This is a genomic window from Paraburkholderia sp. Ac-20347, assembly GCF_017104805.1.
GTDB lineage: Bacteria > Pseudomonadota > Gammaproteobacteria > Burkholderiales > Burkholderiaceae > Paraburkholderia > Paraburkholderia tropica.
The window spans coordinates 24210-43307 of record NZ_JAAGPN010000047.1 but is presented as its reverse complement, the minus strand read 5'-3'; the positions used below and the strand labels follow the sequence as shown (position 1 = coordinate 43307).

Annotated in this window: 17 protein-coding genes and 1 pseudogene; 10 read left to right on the top strand and 8 right to left on the bottom strand. The window is 66.1% G+C overall.

Going from position 1 to position 19098, the window contains the following annotated elements; translation table 11 throughout:
* Positions 1-12: 12 nt before the first annotated feature.
* The 6 genes and pseudogenes from G3N97_RS39400 to panB form a co-directional block, all read left to right on the top strand.
* Positions 13-126: pseudogene (locus G3N97_RS39400) on the top strand (agmatinase); the annotation flags it as partial.
* A 211-nt stretch (positions 127-337) separates the two neighbouring features.
* The gene (locus tag G3N97_RS12100; protein ID WP_205993417.1) at positions 338-1024 is read left to right on the top strand and encodes an HAD family hydrolase; all 687 of its coding nucleotides are present in this window, start codon (positions 338-340) and stop codon (positions 1022-1024) included.
* A gap of 20 nt (positions 1025-1044) precedes the next feature.
* Complete coding sequence (gene pcnB, locus G3N97_RS12095; protein ID WP_241030540.1) at positions 1045-2631, top strand: polynucleotide adenylyltransferase PcnB; 1587 nt, start codon at positions 1045-1047, stop codon at positions 2629-2631.
* 69 nt (positions 2632-2700) lie between these two features.
* A complete protein-coding gene (gene folK / locus G3N97_RS12090) occupies positions 2701-3288 on the top strand; it encodes a 2-amino-4-hydroxy-6-hydroxymethyldihydropteridine diphosphokinase (protein WP_205993415.1) in 588 nt (195 codons plus the stop codon).
* The gene (locus G3N97_RS12085) at positions 3285-3965 is read left to right on the top strand and encodes a deoxynucleoside kinase (RefSeq protein WP_205993414.1); all 681 of its coding nucleotides are present in this window, start codon (positions 3285-3287) and stop codon (positions 3963-3965) included. The genes folK and G3N97_RS12085 overlap by 4 nt, the downstream gene beginning before the upstream one ends.
* A gap of 46 nt (positions 3966-4011) precedes the next feature.
* On the top strand, positions 4012-4827 hold the full coding sequence (gene panB / locus G3N97_RS12080; RefSeq protein WP_074981592.1) for a 3-methyl-2-oxobutanoate hydroxymethyltransferase: 816 nt from the start codon (positions 4012-4014) through the stop codon (positions 4825-4827).
* A 61-nt stretch (positions 4828-4888) separates the two neighbouring features.
* Here the strand turns inward: panB and G3N97_RS12075 are convergent, their stop codons facing one another.
* The 8 genes from G3N97_RS12075 to hrcA all read right to left on the bottom strand — a co-directional run bounded on the left by G3N97_RS12075 (position 4889) and on the right by hrcA (position 15439).
* The gene (locus G3N97_RS12075; protein ID WP_205993413.1) at positions 4889-5839 is read right to left on the bottom strand and encodes a cation transporter; all 951 of its coding nucleotides are present in this window, start codon (positions 5837-5839) and stop codon (positions 4889-4891) included.
* A gap of 92 nt (positions 5840-5931) precedes the next feature.
* Complete coding sequence (pabB, locus tag G3N97_RS12070; protein ID WP_205993412.1) at positions 5932-7842, bottom strand: aminodeoxychorismate synthase component I; 1911 nt, start codon at positions 7840-7842, stop codon at positions 5932-5934.
* Between the two features lie 54 nt (positions 7843-7896).
* Complete coding sequence (gene dnaJ, locus G3N97_RS12065) at positions 7897-9027, bottom strand: molecular chaperone DnaJ (protein ID WP_205993411.1); 1131 nt, start codon at positions 9025-9027, stop codon at positions 7897-7899.
* A 277-nt stretch (positions 9028-9304) separates the two neighbouring features.
* The gene (gene dnaK / locus G3N97_RS12060) at positions 9305-11251 is read right to left on the bottom strand and encodes a molecular chaperone DnaK (RefSeq protein ID WP_065057163.1); all 1947 of its coding nucleotides are present in this window, start codon (positions 11249-11251) and stop codon (positions 9305-9307) included.
* A gap of 365 nt (positions 11252-11616) precedes the next feature.
* Positions 11617-12177, bottom strand: a complete 561-nt coding sequence (gene grpE / locus G3N97_RS12055; protein WP_065057162.1) for a nucleotide exchange factor GrpE — start codon at positions 12175-12177, stop codon at positions 11617-11619.
* A 504-nt stretch (positions 12178-12681) separates the two neighbouring features.
* Positions 12682-13089 carry an RNA-binding S4 domain-containing protein gene (locus G3N97_RS12050; RefSeq protein WP_205993410.1) on the bottom strand — a complete coding sequence of 136 codons (408 nt, stop codon included), beginning with the start codon at positions 13087-13089 and terminating at the stop codon, positions 12682-12684.
* 43 nt (positions 13090-13132) lie between these two features.
* Positions 13133-14212, bottom strand: coding sequence for a ferrochelatase (gene hemH / locus G3N97_RS12045; protein WP_205993409.1), 1080 nt, complete (start codon positions 14210-14212; stop codon positions 13133-13135).
* A gap of 207 nt (positions 14213-14419) precedes the next feature.
* Positions 14420-15439: a heat-inducible transcriptional repressor HrcA gene (gene hrcA / locus G3N97_RS12040; protein WP_065057158.1), complete on the bottom strand. Its 1020-nt coding sequence runs from the start codon at positions 15437-15439 to the stop codon at positions 14420-14422.
* A gap of 292 nt (positions 15440-15731) precedes the next feature.
* Here hrcA and G3N97_RS12035 point away from each other — a divergent pair, with 292 nt between their 5' ends.
* The 4 genes from G3N97_RS12035 (at position 15732) to G3N97_RS12020 (ending at position 19096) form a co-directional block, all read left to right on the top strand.
* Complete coding sequence (locus G3N97_RS12035) at positions 15732-16643, top strand: NAD kinase (protein WP_205993408.1); 912 nt, start codon at positions 15732-15734, stop codon at positions 16641-16643.
* Between the two features lie 59 nt (positions 16644-16702).
* On the top strand, positions 16703-18382 hold the full coding sequence (gene recN / locus G3N97_RS12030) for a DNA repair protein RecN (protein WP_065057156.1): 1680 nt from the start codon (positions 16703-16705) through the stop codon (positions 18380-18382).
* Positions 18383-18497: 115 nt separating this feature from the next.
* Positions 18498-18779 carry a type II toxin-antitoxin system Phd/YefM family antitoxin gene (locus G3N97_RS12025; protein WP_065057155.1) on the top strand — a complete coding sequence of 94 codons (282 nt, stop codon included), beginning with the start codon at positions 18498-18500 and terminating at the stop codon, positions 18777-18779.
* Positions 18776-19096: a type II toxin-antitoxin system RelE/ParE family toxin gene (locus G3N97_RS12020; protein WP_205993407.1), complete on the top strand. Its 321-nt coding sequence runs from the start codon at positions 18776-18778 to the stop codon at positions 19094-19096. The genes G3N97_RS12025 and G3N97_RS12020 overlap by 4 nt, the downstream gene beginning before the upstream one ends.
* Positions 19097-19098 lie beyond the last annotated feature (2 nt).

Sequence of the window (19098 nt, the reverse complement as noted above, 5' to 3'; positions counted from 1 at the left end):
GTTTATACGGATATGAACGACTCGCAACACACCCCGCTGAACCAGCCGCTTTCCGGTAACGCCATGCCGCGCTTTGGCGGCATCGCTTCGATGATGCGTTTGCCGATCGCCGAGACGAGCGCGGGGCCGCGCCCGCCGATCCTGCTGCGCCCGCCGCCGCCCAAACCGAACCCGCCGCCTCGCCGGACGAGCAAGACCCGGCGCGCTCCGGCCCGAATACCGCGCAGTCCGAACCCGGCGCATCCCAGCAGACCCCGAACGCCCCCGAGCGCCCCGGCTCGCCGCCCGACGCGGGCGCGGGCAACGGCTTCACCCGCTTCAAGTAAAATGAGCGCCCATGGCTAATCTCGCACTTTTCGATCTCGATCACACGCTGATCCCCACCGACAGCGACCACGAATGGGGCCGCTTCATGGTGAAGCTCGGCATCGTGGACGCCACCAGCTTCGCCGAGCAGAACGACCGCTTCTACGCCGACTACAAGGCCGGCAAGCTCGACATCCACGCTTACCTCGTCGCCATGCTCACGCCGCTCGCGAAGTACTCGCGCGCGCAGCTCAAGACATGGCACGACCAGTTCATGCACGAAGTCATCCGCCCGGCCATCCTGCCGGCCGCGCTGGAACTGGTGCGCGAGCACAAGGAAGCGGGCGATCTGTGCTGCGTGGTCACGGCCACCAACGAGTTCATCACGGCGCCCATCGCCGAGGCGTTCGGCGTGGACAAGCTGATCGGCTGCGAGGTCGAAACCGTCGACGGCCATCCGGCCTCGGGCTTCACGGGCCGCCCGACGGGCACGCCGAGCTACCGTGAAGGCAAGATCGTGCGCGTCGAAGCGTGGCTCGCCTCGCTCGGCAAAACGTGGTCGGACTTCGAGCACAGCTATTTCTATAGCGACTCGCACAACGACATTCCGCTGCTCGAAAAGGTCACCGACCCGATCGCGACCAACCCCGACGACACCCTGCGCGCTCACGCGCAACAAAAGGGCTGGCGCATCCTCGATTTGTTCCAGGCATCGTGATCAAGAAATTCATCCGCAAGCTGTTCGGCCAGGACGACAGCGCCGCCGCGCAAGACGACGCAGGCGCGCAAGCCGCAGCCCCTCACTCCGCATCCGACGACGAAGCCGCGCCCCGCACGCGCCGCAAGCCCGCCACGAAGTCCGGCACGCGCGCCACGCTCACCAAGCCGCGCGCAGCCAAGAGCGCGAACGAGCCGATCTCGCCCGTGATCCTCTCGGCCGACGTGCACGGCATCAACCCGTCGCTGATCTCCCGCAACGCCGTGCGCGTGACAGAAGGCCTGCAGCAAGCAGGTTTTCGCGCGTTCATCGTCGGCGGCGCGGTGCGCGACCTGCTGCTCGGCGTCGCGCCCAAGGACTTCGACGTGGCCACGGACGCCACGCCCGACCAGGTGCAGAAGCTGTTCCGCCGCGCGCGCATCATCGGCCGCCGCTTCCAGATCGTGCACGTGCAGTTCGGCCAGGAAATCATCGAAGTCTCGACTTTCCGCGCGCTCGTCGATGCACCGCCGCCGCCCGCTGAATCGGCCCCGCCGGCCAAGCGCATGCGCCGCGACGAACTCGACCGCAAGACGCACCACGTCGACGCGAGCGGCCGCGTGCTGCGCGACAACGTCTGGGGCGAACAGCACGAGGACGCCACGCGCCGCGACTTCACGATCAACGCGATGTACTACGATCCGGCCACGCAAACCGTGCTGGACTACCACAACGGCATGGCCGACATGCGCGCGCGTCTGCTGCGCATGATCGGCGACCCGGCCACGCGTTATCGCGAGGATCCGGTGCGCATGCTGCGCGTGGTCCGTTTCGCGGCCAAGCTCGGCTTCGATATCGAAGAAAACACGCGCGGTCCGATTCAGGATCTCGCCGACCTCATCAACAACGTGCCGGCGGCGCGTCTGTTCGACGAGATGCTCAAGCTGCTGCTCTCGGGCCACGCGCTCGAATGCCTGAAGTGGCTGCGCAAGGAAGGCCTGCATCACGGCCTGCTGCCGCTGCTCGACGTGGTCCTCGAACAGCCGCAGGGCGAGCGCTTCATCACGCTCGCGCTGTCCAGCACCGACGCGCGCGTGCGCGCGGGCAAGCCGGTTTCGCCGGGCTTCCTGTTCGCCACGCTGCTCTGGCACGACGTGCAGCAGCGTCTGCAGCAATACACGGCCGAGGGCGAATTCCCGGTGCCGGCGCTGCACCGCGCGATGGACGACGTGATCGACGCCCAAACGGAGAAACTGGCGATCCATCGCCGCTTCTCGTCGGACATGCGTGAAATCTGGGGCCTGCAACTGCGCCTCGAAAAGCGCGGCCGCAGCGCCATCAAGCTGCTGGAGCATCCGCGTTTCCGCGCGGGGTACGATTTCCTGCTGCTGCGCTGCGAATCGGGTGAACTCGACGCCGAAATCGGCCAATGGTGGACCGATTTCATCAGCGGCGACCCGACCGCGCGCGAAACCCTGCTCACGCAGGGCGGCACGAAAGAGCGTTCGCCGCGCAAGCGCCGCCGTCGCGGCGGTGCGAAACGCAAAACGGGCGAAGCCGCGGTGGGCGCCGAAAGCGCCGACGCGGAAGGCTCGTTCGGCGACGACGGCAACCCGCACGAGGACTGACGCCATGCAAGGCGCGGCAAAGTGCGGTAAGGTCCATCGTCAACCGCAACGATAGTCGGAAGTGAAGCCATGACGGTTGCCTGGCTGGGAATCGGCGCGAATCTGGGGGATGCGCGCCAGACCCTCAAAGACACGGTGGTGTGCCTCGCGCAACAGCACTCCATCACCGTGCTCGCGAAATCGAGTCTGTACCGCACCGCGCCGATCGACGCGGGCGGCGACGACTATTTCAACTGCGTCGTGAAGCTCGACACGCGGCTCGCCGTGCGCGAGCTGCTCGGCCTGTGTCACCGCGTCGAGCATCATTTCGGCCGCGAACGCCCCTTTCGCAACGCGCCGCGCACGCTCGACATCGACATCCTGCTGTACGGCGGCGAGATCATCGACGAACCCGATCTCGTGGTGCCGCACCCGCGCATGACCGTGCGCGCGTTCGTGCTCGCGCCGCTCGCCGAGGTCGATCCCGAACTCGAGATTCCCGGCAAGGGCCGCGTGAGCGACTTCCTGCCCGGCGTGGCCGACCAGCGCATCGAGAAGATGAAACCGCTGTGCCAGTGTCTGGGCATGGCGTCGCAGACGGCGCCCGACGCAGCGTCGAACAGCACGACGGACGCGGCAGACGCGGCGCCCGGCGCGCCCACGGGCCGTTGCGGATGAGCACGCCGCTCCCCGTCGTCACCGCGCGCGCGGCCCGTCCAGCGTATCAGTACATCGCGATCGAAGGGCCGATCGGCGCGGGCAAAACCGCGCTCGCCACGCGTCTGGCCGAACGCTGGTCGATGCAGACCCTGTTCGAGTCGCACGCCGACAACCCCTTTCTCGAACGCTTCTGGCGCGACGCCTCGCGGCACGCGCTGGCCGCGCAGCTCTCGGTGGCCCTGCAGCGCGAGCGCCTCTCGCACGAAGTGGCCGCGCGCCGCGCCGCCGGTGTGCCGCTCGTGACCAATTTCCTCGCCGAGCGCAACGACGTGTTCGCGCGTCTCACGCTCCCGGAAGACGAACTGCCGCTCTATCGCGCGCTGGCCGAACGGCTGCCCGCGCAGACGAGCGCGCCCGACCTCGTCGTCTATCTGCAGGCGAGCCCGGAAGCGCTCTACGCGCGTATCCAGAAGCGCGCAGTGGCGGCGGAACAGCACATTTCCGACGCCTTTCTGCGTGGCCTCTGCGACAGCTACAACGAATTTTTCTATCATTACGACCATGCGCCGGTGCTGACCGTCGGCGTGGAAAATCTGCACCCGCTCGATTCCGATGCGGACCTTGCGCTGATCGCCGAACGTATCGAAACCATGCGCGGCCGCAAGGAATCCTTCGTCAAGGGCACGTCGCTCTAAGCGGCGCGCTCCTCTCCGGTTTTTCTCTTTCCCAAACGGATTCCCCATGACTTACCTGCAGGAAACGAGCCGCAGCGCGGTCACCGTGCCCAAACTCCAGGCAATGCGCGACGCGGGCGAACGCATCGCCATGCTGACCTGCTACGACGCGAGCTTTTCGGCGCTGTGCGACCGCGCGGGCGTCGATTCCGTGCTGATCGGCGACTCGCTCGGCAACGTGCTCCAGGGCCACACGACCACGCTGCCCGTCACCATCGACGACATCGCCTATCACACGGCCTCGGTCGCGCGCGCGCAGCCCAAGGCGCTGATCGTCGCCGATCTGCCGTTCGGCACCTTCGGCACGCCCGAGGACGCCTTCGCGAACTCGGTCAAGCTGATGCGCGCGGGCGCGCAGATGGTGAAGATCGAGGGCGGCGAATGGCTCGCGCCCACCGTGAAGATGCTGGTCGAGCGCGCGGTGCCCGTGTGCGCGCACATCGGTCTCACGCCGCAGTCGGTGCATGCGTTCGGCGGCTTCAAGGTGCAGGGCAAGAGCGATGCGGGCGCGACGCAACTGATCCGCGACGCGCTCGCGCTGCAGGACGCCGGTGCGCAACTCGTGGTGATCGAAGCGGTGCCGGCGGCGCTCGGCACGGAAGTCACGAAGCAGTTGCGCATTCCGACCATCGGCATCGGCGCGGGCGTCGAGTGCTCAGGTCAGGTGCTGGTGCTGCACGACATGCTGGGCATTTTCCCCGGCAAGCGTCCGCGTTTCGTGAAGGATTTCATGACGGGTCAGCCCGACATCGAATCGGCCGTGCGCGCCTATGTGCAGGCCGTCAAGGAAGGCAGCTTCCCCGGCCCCGAACACGTGTTCTGACGCGTTCTGATTCGCCGATGCACGCGCGGGCCGCACAGGCCCGCGCGCTTTCTCTCCCCTCTCATTCCGCCCATTCCGGGTCGCACGTGAACATGATCGTGAGCCAGCGGTGCGCTTCGTCGCCGCCGATGGCCCGGCCGATCTCGTCGCGGATCGCGTCCCACTCGGCAAGCCGCTTCGCCGGCATCTCGGGCGGCACCACGAAATACAGCTCGATTTCGCGCGACCGCCCCACTTTCGCCACGTAGGCGCGGTGGTACTGGAACGCGTAGCGCTCGACGAATTTCACGGCGATCGCATCGACCTGCGCCTTGAGGTCGGCGGGCGCCACGAGCAGCATGTCGAGCAGCGCCTGGCGGATTTCCGCGAGCGGAATCGGCATGATGACCACGCAGACGAAGGCCAGCGCCGCGGGGTCGATATACGGCGTGTAGCTTGCCCACGCCGTGCCTTCGATCGCGTAGCCCGCGCCGAACGCGATCAACAGCGCCGCCGTAATGCCCGCCGACATGATCCACGACTTGATGTCGAGCCGCAGAAAATCCGAGCGGATGCGCCGGTTCGCGCGCACTTCGAGCAGGGCCATCGCGACGCAGACGCTCACCGTCAACACCGCGTAGATCAGCGCGGGGCCGAAATGCAGCGCGTGGCCGCCGCCCAGCAGGCTCGTGATCGCGTTGATCAGCGCGTAGACCGTGACCGCCACCAGCAACGTGCCGTTCAGCGCGAGCACCATCGGTTCGAGATGCCAGAAACCCATCGTGAAGCGCTCGCGCCATTTGCGCGGCAAATCGACGTCGACGGCATGCGAGGTGATCAAGCGGACGACGGCGAGCGCGAGCGCGCTCATGCTGGCGTCGACGAGCGAGTAGACGCCGTCGAAGATGATCGAGAAGGAGCCGGAAAAGAGGCCGAACAGCACACCGCCCGTCGCGATCAGCAGCGTGGTGGCGATCGAGAGGCGCAGCACGGCGCTCTCGTCCCGCATGTTCAAAAAGGAAGGTCGTGCCATGCCACCGCTCTCCGCGGCCCCGCCGGGGCCAGGCAGCTATCAGGCTAACCGAGGCGCGCGAAATCTGTCGCGCGCCTGCCCGGTCGTTCAGGTCAGCGCATCAGCCGGGCAGGCAGCGCGCCGCGCAGCGCGTTGGTCAGCAGCAGCGCTTCGGCATTGAGCACGTCGTCGCGCGTGAGCACGCGTTCCTGCGCGCCGAACGCCTCGTCGTCGAGCAGCACGCCGCGCATCACGCCCGGCAGCAGCCCCGACGCGAGCGGCGGCGTGAACCACTGGCCGCCGAGTTTCACGAACACATTCGAGCGGCCGCCTTCGGTCAGCTCGCCGCGCTCGTTGAAGAACAGCATGTCGAAGCCGCCCTGTGTCTCCGCTTCGCGCCACGCGTGGTCGAAGTCGACACGGCGCGTGGATTTGCGCAACAGCAGCGCATCGGCCGATGCGACCGGTGCATAGCCGTGATCCGCGGCCAGCAACACGCCCACGGTTTCCGACGCCAGCGCCGCGAGCGGCGCGCTCGTGACGACGAACTCGCCGTGCTTGGCGAGCGCCACGCGCACGCGATGCGGCGCGTCCTCGTCGACAAAGGTCGTGCAGGTCTCGCTCAAGCGCGCCCGCAGCGCCTCGATGTCGCACGGAAAATCGAGCCACGCCGCGCTCGCCGCGAGCCGCGCGAGATGACGGTCGAGGTGACGCACGCCTTGCGCGCGCGTCGCGTACATCGTCTCGAACAGTTCGATGCCGGGATCGGCCTGAGTCAGAAAACGTGCTTTCAAACGGCACTCCTCGTATTCGTCGGCGGCCACGCTGTCGAGCACGATGCCCGCGCCCACGCCCATCTGGCCGCGGCGCATCGGCGCGGCGTCGCCTGCCTGTTCAGTTCGCGCCGCTTCGAGCGTCAGCGTGCGGATCACGACCGAGAGGCAAAAGTCGCCGCACGCCTCGCCGTCCGGCGCGGCGTCGAGCCAGCCGATCGTGCCCGTGTACAGCCCGCGCGGCCCGTGCTCCAGCGCCTCGATCAACTCCATCGTGCGATGCTTGGGCGCGCCCGTGATCGAGCCGCACGGGAACAGCGCGCGCATCGCATCGGCGAACGTGGTGCCTTGGCGCACGATGGCCTCGACCGTCGACGTCATCTGCCAGACCGACGCATACGGCTCGACGCTGAACAGCGCCGGCACGCGCACCGAGCCCGTCTGCGCCACGCGCGACAGATCGTTGCGCAGGAGATCGACGATCATCACGTTTTCAGCGCGATTCTTGGGATCGTTCGCGAGGAATTGCGCAGCGGCGGCATCGCGCGCCGCATCGGCATCGCGCGCGGCGGTGCCTTTCATCGGTTTCGCGCGCAACGTCTCGCCGTGCTTCTCGACGAACAGTTCCGGCGAGCAAGACAGCACCCACCGGTCGCCGGGCAGCGCGATCAGCGCGCCATAACGCACGCGCTGACGCTCGCGCAGACGCCGGTACAGCGCGACGGGCGCGCCGAACGTCTCGAAATCGAGCCGGTACGTGTAGTTGATCTGATACGAGTCGCCGATGCGCAGGGCGTCCTGCACGGCGTGGATGTCGTGCTCGAAACGCTCGCGATCGACGCCCATCGTCACCGCCGCGATACCGGCGGGCGCGGGCGATTCACGGCCTTCGCGCGCGGCGAGCCATGTATCGGCTTCCTCGCGCGAGAGCTTTTCGCAGTGCGCGAACAATAAAAAACGCAGCGCGGCGTGGCCGTGCTGCGTTGGCTGACTGGCGGGGGATGTTGGCGACGCCGTGTCGTGCTTCGCGAATTCGAGCGCGCGCCCGAATTCGTAGTCGCCGATCACGAGCGCGTGGCGCCCCGCGCGCTGTTCGGCCTGCACCTGGGCGCAGGCCGCGTCGAGATCCGCCGCGCGTTCGCACGCGATTTCGCGCACGAACCCCGTGTAGAGGCGGCTCGAACGGCGCGTGGCCGTCGAGTCGCCGTCGTCGAGCAGCGCGAACACCGCGCCGCCAGGATTGACTGCCATGGACTTGCTACCTGCTACTGCATCGATGCAACCCAACGCGCGTGGGAACGCGCATCAGTCGAAGAAGCTCTTCACGCGGTCGAACCAGCTCTTGCTCTGCGGGCTGTGGCGCGAACCGCCTTCCACGAGCGACTTCTCGAACTGCTGGAGCAGATCGCGCTGGTTGTCGGTGAGCTTGACCGGCGTTTCGACCTGCACGTGCACGTACAGATCGCCCGCGATGCTCGAACGCAGACCCTTGATGCCCTTGCCGCGCAGACGGAACGTCTTGCCCGACTGCGTGCCTTCCGGGACCGGGAAGGTCGCGCGGCCCGCCAGCGTGGGCACTTCGATCTCGCCGCCGAGCGCCGCCGTGGTGAACGGAATCGGCATCTGGCAATGGAGGTCGTCGCCGTCACGCTCGAAGACCGCGTGCTGCTTGATGTGGATTTCCACATACAGGTCGCCCGACGGACCGCCATTGATGCCCGGCTCGCCGTTGCCGGCCGAGCGGATGCGCATGCCGTCGTCGATACCCGCCGGAATCTTCACTTCGAGCGTCTTGGTTTCCTTCACCTTGCCCGCGCCGTGACAGGCCGTGCACGGTTCGGGGATGTAGGAACCCGTGCCGTGGCACTTCGGGCAGGTTTGCTGGATGCTGAAGAAGCCCTGCGACATGCGCACCTGGCCGGAGCCGTGGCAGGTCGGGCAGGTTTCCGGCTTGGTGCCGGGCTTCGCGCCCGAGCCGTGGCAGACTTCACAACCGCTCCAGCCCGGCACGCGGATTTGCGTCTCGTAGCCGTGCGCCGCCTGCTCCAGCGTGATTTCCATGCTGTAGCGCAGGTCCGCGCCGCGGTACACCTGCGGGCCGCTGCGGCCGCCGCGCGCACCAGCCGCCTGGCCGAAGATGTCGCCGAAGATGTCGCCGAAGGCGTCGGCGAAACCGCCGAAGCCCTGCGCGCCCGCGCCGCCCATGTTGGGATCGACGCCCGCATGGCCGTACTGGTCGTATGCCGCGCGCTTTTGCGAGTCCGACAGCATTTCGTAGGCCTCTTTGACCTCCTTGAAATGCTCTTCCGCATCCTTGTTGTCCGGATTGCGGTCGGGGTGATACTTCATCGCCAGCTTGCGATACGCCTTCTTGATTTCGTCGTCGCTCGCGTTCTTCGCGACGCCCAGAACCTCGTAGTAATCCCGTTTCGCCATATCGGTTCAACGCCGGCCTGACGCTTTGCAGCGCACGCCGGCTCCTCTTGAATGCTGGATCTCGTGACCCGTTCGCCGTTCCTTTCACGCCCCGCGCGGGCGCTTTTCGCGCCCTTGCGGCCCCTGTTACAGAACGGCCTCCATAAAACAAATGTGCCCGGAGAGCCGGAAGGCTCGCCAGGCGCTGCAATGCTGACGCGCATCGTAACCGATGCGGCCGTGCTCCGGTCCATTCGTTCGAGCCGCCACCCGCGGGCGGCGGCCCGTTCGAACCGGCTTAGTCCTTCTTGACTTCCTTGAACTCGGCGTCGACCACGTCGTCGGCGTCGTTCTTCGCAGCCTGCTCGGCACCGGCTTCGGCACCCGCGCCTGCTGCGGCGCCGGCTTGCTGCGCCTGCATGTCGGCGTACATCTTTTCGCCGAGCTTCTGCGATGCCGCCGACAGCGCCTCGACCTTCGCCTCGATCGTCGCCTTGTCAGCCGACGAATCCTTCAGCGTGTCTTCGAGTTCCTTCAGCGAGGCTTCGATCTTTTCCTTTTCGGAAGCGTCGATCTTGTCGCCGTACTCGGCCACGGCCTTCTTCGTGCTGTGAACCAGCGCGTCGCCCTGGTTGCGCGCGTCGGCCAGCTCACGCAGACGGTGATCTTCTTCCGCGTTCGCTTCGGCGTCCTTCACCATCTTTTCGATTTCGGCTTCCGACAGGCCCGAGTTCGCCTTGATGGTGATGCGGTTTTCCTTGCCGGTCGCCTTGTCCTTCGCGCCGACGTGCAGAATGCCGTTCGCGTCGATGTCGAAGCTCACTTCGATCTGCGGCACGCCGCGCGGTGCGGGCGGAATGCCTTCGAGGTTGAACTCGCCCAGCAGCTTGTTGCCCGCCGCCATTTCGCGTTCGCCCTGGAACACCTTGATCGTCACGGCCGACTGGCTGTCGTCCGCCGTCGAGTAGACCTGCGAGTGCTTGGTCGGGATCGTGGTGTTCTTGTTGATCATCTTCGTCATCACGCCGCCGAGCGTCTCGATACCGAGCGACAGCGGGGTCACGTCGAGGAGCAGCACGTCCTTGCGGTCGCCCGACAGAACCTGACCTTGAATCGCGGCGCCGACTGCAACGGCTTCGTCCGGGTTCACGTCACGGCGCGGATCCTTGCCGAAGAACTCCTTCACCTTTTCCTGCACCTTCGGCATACGCGTCTGGCCGCCGACGAGAATCACGTCGTCGATGTCGCCAACCTTCACGCCTGCGTCCTTGATCGCCACGCGGCACGGCTCGATGGTGCGCTCGATCAGGTCTTCGACCAGCGCTTCCAGCTTGGCGCGCGTGATCTTCAGGTTCAAGTGCTTCGGACCCGATGCGTCCGCCGTGATGTACGGCAGGTTGATTTCGGTCTGCTGGCCCGACGAGAGTTCGATCTTGGCCTTTTCAGCGGCTTCCTTCAGGCGTTGCAGCGCGAGCACGTCCTTCGAGAGGTCGACGCCCTGCTCCTTCTTGAACTCGCCGATGATGTAATCGATGATGCGCTGGTCGAAGTCTTCGCCGCCGAGGAACGTGTCGCCGTTGGTCGAGAGCACTTCGAACTGCATTTCGCCGTCGACGTCCGCGATTTCGATGATCGAGATGTCGAACGTGCCGCCGCCGAGGTCGAACACGGCGATCTTGCGGTCGCCCTTTTCGGCCTTGTCCAGACCGAACGCGAGCGCGGCTGCGGTCGGTTCGTTGATGATGCGCTTGACTTCCAGACCGGCGATGCGGCCCGCGTCCTTGGTGGCTTGACGCTGGCTGTCGTTGAAGTACGCGGGAACCGTGATCACGGCTTCGGTGACCGGCTCGCCGAGGTAGTCTTCAGCGGTCTTCTTCATCTTGCGCAGCACTTCTGCGGAAACCTGCGACGGCGCGAGGTTCTGGCCATGCGCTTCGACCCAGGCGTCGCCGTTGTCGTGCTTGACGATCTTGTAGGGCATCAGGTTGATGTCCTTCTGCACTTCCTTCTCGTCGAAGCGGCGGCCGATCAGGCGCTTGACCGCGTAAAGCGTGTTGCGCGGGTTCGTGACCGACTGGCGCTTGGCCGGCGCGCCGACCAGGACTTCGTTGTCGTCCATGTAGGCGATGATCGACGGCGTCGTACGGGCGCCTTCGGAGTTCTCGATCACCTTGACCTGATTACCTTCCATCAGCGCCACGCACGAGTTCGTGGTGCCGAGGTCAATACCAATAATTTTGCCCATTTTTGTCAAATCTCCAATTTTGATCGCTGCGAGGACGCCGCTTTGCGCGGTTTTCGACGCGGTTTCAACAAGGTTTCAATCCGCGTGATCGCGGCTGGCGTCCACTTCAATTCGGAACTGCTGCCCAAATAAGTGCCGCGTTGGCGCTTTTCAAGGGGTTTGGGCTATGCATCCGTTAATTTTTTTCAATCGGCGGCGCATTTTCGCGATGTTTTGGAAAAAGCGCCACCTTCACTTTCTAAAGCCTTACGAAACGACCGCGAGGCCACCGGAAAGCACAACTGCGCTACAGCGGATGACGGCTGCGCGACGCCGCGTCTTCAGTCTGACTGCCGACGCCCGGCGGTGCGCGCCATTTACACCGCTTACTTCGGCTGCGACACCGTGACGAGCGCCGGACGCAGCACGCGGTCGGCGATCACATAGCCCTTTTGCAGCACGCTAACGACGGTGTTGGCTTCCTGCTCCGACGGCACCATCGAGATGGCCTGATGGCGGTGCGGATCGAACTTCTCGCCGACCGGGTTGATCGCGAGGACCTTGCCCTTTTCCAGCGCGCCGCTCAGCTGCTTGAGCGTGAGCTCGACGCCTTCGTTGACCTTCGCGAGGTCGTCCGAGCCGTGCGCGAGCGCGGCTTCGAGGCTGTCGACCACCGGCAGCAGGTGCTCGGCGAAGTTTTCGATGGCGAATTTGTGAGCCTTGGCGACGTCTTCCTGCGCGCGGCGGCGAACGTTTTCCGTCTCGGCCTTGGCGCGGATGAACGCGTCCTGCAGCTCGGCGACCTTCGCTTGCGCCTCGGCAAGCGCGGCGTCCGCGCCGCCTTGCTCAACCTGACCGGCGTCGGCCTGCGGCTGTGCGGCGGCCTGGGACGCGTCGTCCGCGGGCGTGGGGTTCTGGCTCGTCGGGTTCTCTTGCGTGTTTTCCATGTCGCTGAACGTCGTTGAATAGTAAAAAGGGACACGAAGCACCGGCCCGTACGGACCGTCTGTTTCGCCGCCCCGGCAGCCGTTGTGCCGACGCGACAGATGCTTCGTACATTGCGACAGCACATGGGTGCCGGATCGCTTGTTTCAAGGGCTTTCCAGCGGTTTTTTATACAACGGTCAAACCGCGGAAACTGCCCGTTACAATCATTACCGCAGTGCGGAAAAATTGAAATTGAGTGCGCCGCCCGCCTGACCTACACTCAGGAACAGGTGCTGCTCTATCACACGTATACCCTGAGCCCGGCACCGCACCGATTGGACCCGGAACCGGGTTCACCTGGCCGTTTTGGCGCGATCCCTTGGGGAGTACCGTGAAACTGACCTTTGCCATATCGGTGGTCGCTCTGGTACTCATTGCCGGAACCACCACCATCTGCATGTCCGGCGCCGTGAACGAGAACACCACCGAATACGGTGGCGTCCACGCCACGATGGAAGCCCTCTTCAATCCTCACGCGAAAGTTTGTCGATAGTGCGGCGGTCGCGTTTGGTCGGCCTGCCCTGCAACACGGCCGCCGGTTCGCGAAAGAGCCGGCGCCGGTCCTGCTCGGCCGCCCGCCGGGCGCGCCCGGCTTCGGTTTCCGCGTAGAGCGTCTGCGCCACGCTGGCCGGGCCGCGCACCTCGCAGATTCCCAGCACATCCACTTCCCAGACCACGTGATCGATCTCGAATTCCACGCGATCGCCCACGCGCACTTCCTTCGACGCCTTCACCGCTTCGCCGCCAATGCGCACGCGGCCTTTGCCGACCGCATCGGTGGCCAGCGAGCGCGTCTTGAAAAAGCGCGCGGACCAGAGCCACTTGTCGATGCGCAGGCGCGCGCCCGGCTCCGTCGAAATTTTGTAGTTCATACGTTGCGTCCTGATTAAGCGAAACGCGCGCGGCACAGCAGCGTCACGCCACCGCGCCCGCAGCGTGTACGCCGGCGCTCGCCGCCTGCACCGGCCAGCCTTGCAGGTTTTGCGCCACGATCTCGCCGAGCGCCGCGATCCACGCGCGCGAGTCGTTCAGGCACGGAATACGGTGGAACTCCTTGCCGCCGCCGTGCAGGAATTCGTCGCGGACTTCCATGCCGATTTCCTCGATGGTTTCCAGGCAATCGGCCGTGAAACCCGGACAAAACACATCCGCACGTCGCACGCCTGCCTGCCCCAGCTCCTTGAGCGTGGGCGCCGTGTACGGCTGCAGCCACTGCGCGCGCCCAAAGCGCGACTGGAACGTGACGCGGCACTCGACCGACGAGAGTTCCAGCGCGTGCATGAGCAGCGACGCCGTCTGCTGACACTGCTCGTGGTACGGGTCGCCAAGATCGAGCGTGCGGCTCGGCACGCCGTGGAAGCTCAGCACGAGACGATCCCCGGCCGCGAAATCGGGCCTGCCGTGCGCGCTCCAGTACTGATGCACCTGCGCGGCCAGCGCGGCGATATAGGCCGGATGGTCGTGATAGCCGCGCAGCGTGCGGATCTCGGGCTGATTGCGCATGCGCCGCAGTGCAGCAAACGCAGCGTCGAAGGCCGTGGCCGTGGTCGACGCCGAGTACTGCGGATACATCGGCACGAGCAGGATGCGTTCGGCGCCCGCGAGCTTGAGCTGATTGAGCATCGCCGGGATATCGGGCGTGCCGTAGCGCATCGCGTAATCGACCAGCACCGTGTAGTCGTTGATCTGCAGCAGATGGCGCAGCGCGTCGGTCTGCTTTTGCGTGTGCACGCGCAGCGGCGAGCCCTCGGGCGTCCACACGGCGGCGTACTTTTTCGCCGACGAGCGCCCGCGCAGCGGCAAAATCAGCGCGCGCAGGATCACCTGCCAGATCGGCGCGGGAATCTCGACCACACGCGGGTCGGAGAGAAACTGCGCGAGATAGCGGCGCACGGCGCGCGGCGTGGGCGCGTCGGGCGTGCCGAGATTGATGAGCAGCACCGCAACACGATGCGCGACAGCGGATTGCAGAGGCCGCTCGAGGTCGAAACGCATAGGCGATCAGGTACGCCGCGCGAGCAGCGCAGCAACGGTTGCACAAGGGATCATTATAGCGGGCGGCTTCGGGTCAATCAGGCGGCGGGCGCTCAGCGGGTGTGCTGCGGTGTGCGCCAGGCAACGCAGCGCAGTGCGCGCCGCAACGTTAGCCATTCGGCTAATGGCGCGACGCGCCGCTTTCGCCGATCATGGCCCGCAAGCCGCTCAGTTCTGGCTGAGCGTGAGCGAGAGCAGCCGCGCGGTGATGTCCACGATCGGAATCACGCGGTTGTAGGCCATGCGCGTCGGGCCAATCACGCCGAGCGTGCCCACGATCTTGCCGTTCACTTCGTACGGCGCGGTCACCACGCTCATTTCCTCGATCGGCACGAGTTGCGACTCGCCGCCAATGAAGATCTGCACGCCCTGCGCGTGGCTGGAGACGTCCAGCAGTTGCAGCAGGCTGGTCTTCTGGTCGAACACGTCGAACAGCTTGCGCAGGCGCGCCATGTCCGAGGAAAGGTCGGCCACTTCGAGCAGGTTGCGCTCGCCCGAGATCAGCACGGTCTCGCCGGTATCCGATTCCTCGGTGCTCGCGGTCACGGCGGCGTGCATGAGCGTGGTCATGTCGCCGCGCAGTGCGTCGATTTCCTCGCGCAGGCGGCGGCGCACCTCGTCGAACGAGAGGCCCGCGAAATGCGCGTTGATGTAATTGGAGGCTTCGATCAGCTCGGAAGGCGCGAAATCGCGCTGCGTCGCCATGATGCGGTTCTGCACGTCGCCTTCGGGCGTCACGATGATCAGCAGGATGCGCTTGTCCGAGAGGCGCATGAACTCGATCTGCTTGAACACATGGCTGCGGCGCGGCGTGAGCACCACGCCGGCGAACTGCGAGAGATTCGAGAGCACGCTGGCCGCCGCCGCCACTACCTTCTGCGGCTCGCCGGGGCGCAGCGTGGTTTTCACCGCGCGCGTGAGCGCGTCTTCGTCGCCGGACGGCTCGACGGTGAGCATGGTGTCGACGAACAGGCGGTAGCCGCGCGGCGTGGGCACGCGCCCCGCCGAAGTGTGCGGACTGGACACGAGCCCCAGCTCCTCCAGGTCCGACATCACGTTGCGGATGGTCGCCGGGCTCAGCTCCAGCCCGGAGAATCGCGACAGCGTGCGCGAGCCAACCGGCTGCCCTTCGGCGATGTAGCGCTCGATCAGCGTCTTGAGGAGGGTTTGTGCGCGGGGATCTAACATGACTGAAAATTTTAGCCTAATGCCGGGTTCGGGGCGAGTACGCACGCGGGCGCTCGGGCGGCGGACGGAACCCGCGGCGGGCCGCCGCCTGGCGGGGCCTGTCACGCGACGTATCTCACGAAATGGGTCGCTGTCATCGGCGCGTCACCGGTTTTTGGGAGAAAGGCGCCGCGTTGCAGGGGAAAAGCACCCGCGGGCGCATCGGCCGCGAGGCGGCGTTTTTTCGCTCGCCGCCCCGCCCGTATTGGCTCACAGGTTCCTTTTCGGGACCTGACTATGGTGTAATTGCGGCATGCAGATCCAGAAGATCCAGAGCCAGTTCAAGACGGTTGCGCTCGTCGGGCGCAGCAACACCCAAGGCATCGGCGAGCCGCTGATGGCGCTCGCCCAGACCATTTCGCAACGCGGCTTCGACGTCGTGTTCGAAGCGCAGACCGCCCAGGAAATCGGCGCCACCGGCTATCCGTCGCTTCAGCCCGCCGAAATCGGCGCGCGCGCGGACGTGGCCGTGGTGCTCGGCGGCGACGGCACGATGCTCGGCATCGGCCGCCAGCTCGCGCCCTACCGCACGCCGCTCATCGGCATCAACCATGGGCGGCTCGGCTTTATCACCGACATCCCGTTCTCCGACATGCAGGAGATCGTGCCGCAACTGCTCGCGGGCAGCTTCGAGCGCGAGGAGCGCTCGCTGCTCGAATCGCGCATCACGCGCGACGGCGCTCCGATCTATCAGGCGCTCGCGTTCAACGATGTGGTCGTGAACCGCAGCGGCTTCTCCGGCATGGCCGAGCTGCGCGTGCACGTGGACGGCCGCTTCATGTACAACCAGCGCTCGGACGGCCTGATCGTCGCCACGCCCACGGGCTCCACGGCTTACGCGCTCTCGTCGCAAGGGCCGATTCTGCATCCGCAGTTGCAGGGCATCGTGCTCGTGCCGATCGCGCCGCACGCGCTCTCGAACCGCCCGATCGTGCTGCCCGACGACTGCAAGGTGAGCATCCAGATCGTCGCGGGCCGCGACGTCAACGTGAATTTCGACATGCAGTCGTTCACGGCCGTCGAACTGAACGACGTCATCGAGGTGCGCCGCTCGCGCCATACCGTGCCCTTCCTGCATCCGGTCGGCTATAGCTACTACCGCACGCTGCGCAAGAAGCTGCACTGGAACGAGCACCCGTCGCTGCAGGACGACCCGCAGGACTAAGCGCGTCCAACCCCGCCACAACCCTGTATAAACGGCACGCCAGCCCGACCCAAGACGCCATGCTCCGCCACCTTTCGATACGCGACTTCGTGATCGTCGCCGCGCTCGACCTCGAATTCGACAGCGGTTTTTCCGTGTTCTCCGGCGAGACGGGCGCCGGCAAGTCGATTCTCATCGACGCCCTCGCGCTCACGCTTGGCGCGCGCGCCGACGCGGGCGTCGTGCGCACGGGCGAAAGCCGCGCCGACATCACCGCCGAATTCGACACGCCGCCGCACATTCAGCAATGGCTCGACGAGCAGGCGCTCGCGCTGCCCGACGGCGAGCGCGTCGTCATGCTGCGCCGCGTCGTGGACAGCAACGGTCGCTCGCGCGCCTTCATCAACGGCACGCCCGCGACGCTCGCGCAATTGCGCGACGTGGGCGAGCGGCTCGTCGACATTCACGGCCAGCATGCGCATCAACTGCTGATGCGCCCCGACGCGCAGCGCGAGCTGTTCGACACGCACGCAGGCATCACCGACCTCGCCGCCGCCGTCACGCGCACGTGGCGCGACGCGCGCGACGCGCGTCTGGCCGTGCAGACCGCCATGTCGCGCGACCGCGAGCTGCAACTGGAGCGCGAGCGCCTCGCGTGGCAGCTCGCCGAGCTCGACAAGCTCGCGCCGCAGCCGGGCGAATGGGAAGAGGTGAACGCGGAGCACACGCGGCTCTCGAATTCGGCGAATCTGATCGACGGCGTGCAAGGCGCGCTCGCGGCGCTCTCCGAATCCGACGACGCGATGATTTCGCATCTGAACTCGATCGTCTCGAAGCTGCGCGACCTCGCCGAAGTCGACAACGAGCTCAACGACGCGCTCGCCGCGCTCGAACCGGCGGCGATCCAGCTTCAGGAAGCGTCGTATTCGCTTTCGCATTACGCGCAGCGTCTCGACCTCGATCCGCACCGGCTCGCGCAGGTGGAGCACCGTCTGGATGCGCTGCATTCGGCGTCGCGCAAATTCCGTCTGCCCGCCGAGTCGCTACCCGACGAACACGCGGCGCGCCGCCAGCAACTCGCGGCGCTCGACGCCGCCTCCGATCTCGACGGCCTGCGCGCCGCCGCGGACAAAGCGCAGAACGCCTACCTCGCGGAAGCGCGCCGGTTGTCGAAAGCGCGCGCCAAGGCCGCGCAGGCGCTCGGCGCGGCGGTCACGCAGGGCATGCAGGAATTGTCGATGGCGGGCGGCAGTTTCGAAGTGGCGCTCGTGCCGCTCGGCAACGGCTCGAATGGCGAGCCGATCGGCGGCCAGCATGGGCTGGAGCAAATCGAATTCCGCGTCGCGGGCCACGCGGGCGTGCCGCTGCGCCCGCTCGCGAAGATTGCGTCGGGCGGCGAACTCGCGCGTATCAGCCTCGCGCTCGCCGTGATCGCCAGCGCCGCGAGCCCGACGCCCACGCTGATCTTCGACGAAGTGGACACGGGCATCGGCGGCGGCGTGGCCGAAGTGGTCGGCCGTCTGCTGCATCAACTCGGGCAAGCGCGCCAGGTGCTGTGCGTCACGCACTTGCCGCAAGTGGCCGCGCGCGGCGATCACCATTTCCAGGTGTCGAAGTCCGGCGACGGCAACGGCGGCACGGTCTCGGTCGTCACGCCGCTCGACAAGCCGGGCCGCGTGGAGGAAGTCGCGCGCATGCTCGGCGGGCTGGAGATCACCGCGACCACGCGGCGGCATGCGAAGGAGATGTTGGCGGCTTAGGTTGGTGGCTTCAGGCGCACAGCGCACGGCATCCCGGATACCGCAACGCGGACGCGCGCGAACCGGCCTATAGTCTGTCCGGTGATCCGTTACGAATGAGGGCAACGAGGTGGATATGAAGCCTGCGCAGATCAAACCCGTCAGCTACCTGGAAAATCACGCGGCCGAGATTGTCCGCGACGTCGCGCAAAGCCGCGAGCCGCTGCTCATCACCGAAGACGGCGAGCCGAAGGTCATCGTGCAGGACGCGCAATCGTACGACGACATGCAGCAGACGCTCGCGCTGCTCAAGATTCTCGCCCTGGGCCGCAAGGAAATCGAAGCGGGAGAAGTCGTCGCGGCGAAGGATGTGTTCGCCGAACTCAAGCAAATGGACAAGGACGACGGCGTCGTATGAACGTCGTTTTTCTGCGCTCCGCGCGGGACGACCTGCAGGACTTGCGGCGCTATCTGCGCACGAAATTCGGCAATGAAACCTGGCTCGCGACCTTCGCGAGCATCGAAGACGCCGTCACCCTGCTCACGAAGTTTCCGCAATCTGGCGCGATCCCGCCCGAACTGGCCGAACTGGGTCTCCCCGGCTTTCATCAGGTGATCGCAGGCATGAACCGGATCGTGCATCAGATCGACGATCCGGACATCGTCGTCCATTTGATCGTCGATACACGGCGGGATCTGAAAGACGTGCTGGCGCGGCGTCTGCTGAAAGCCTGACG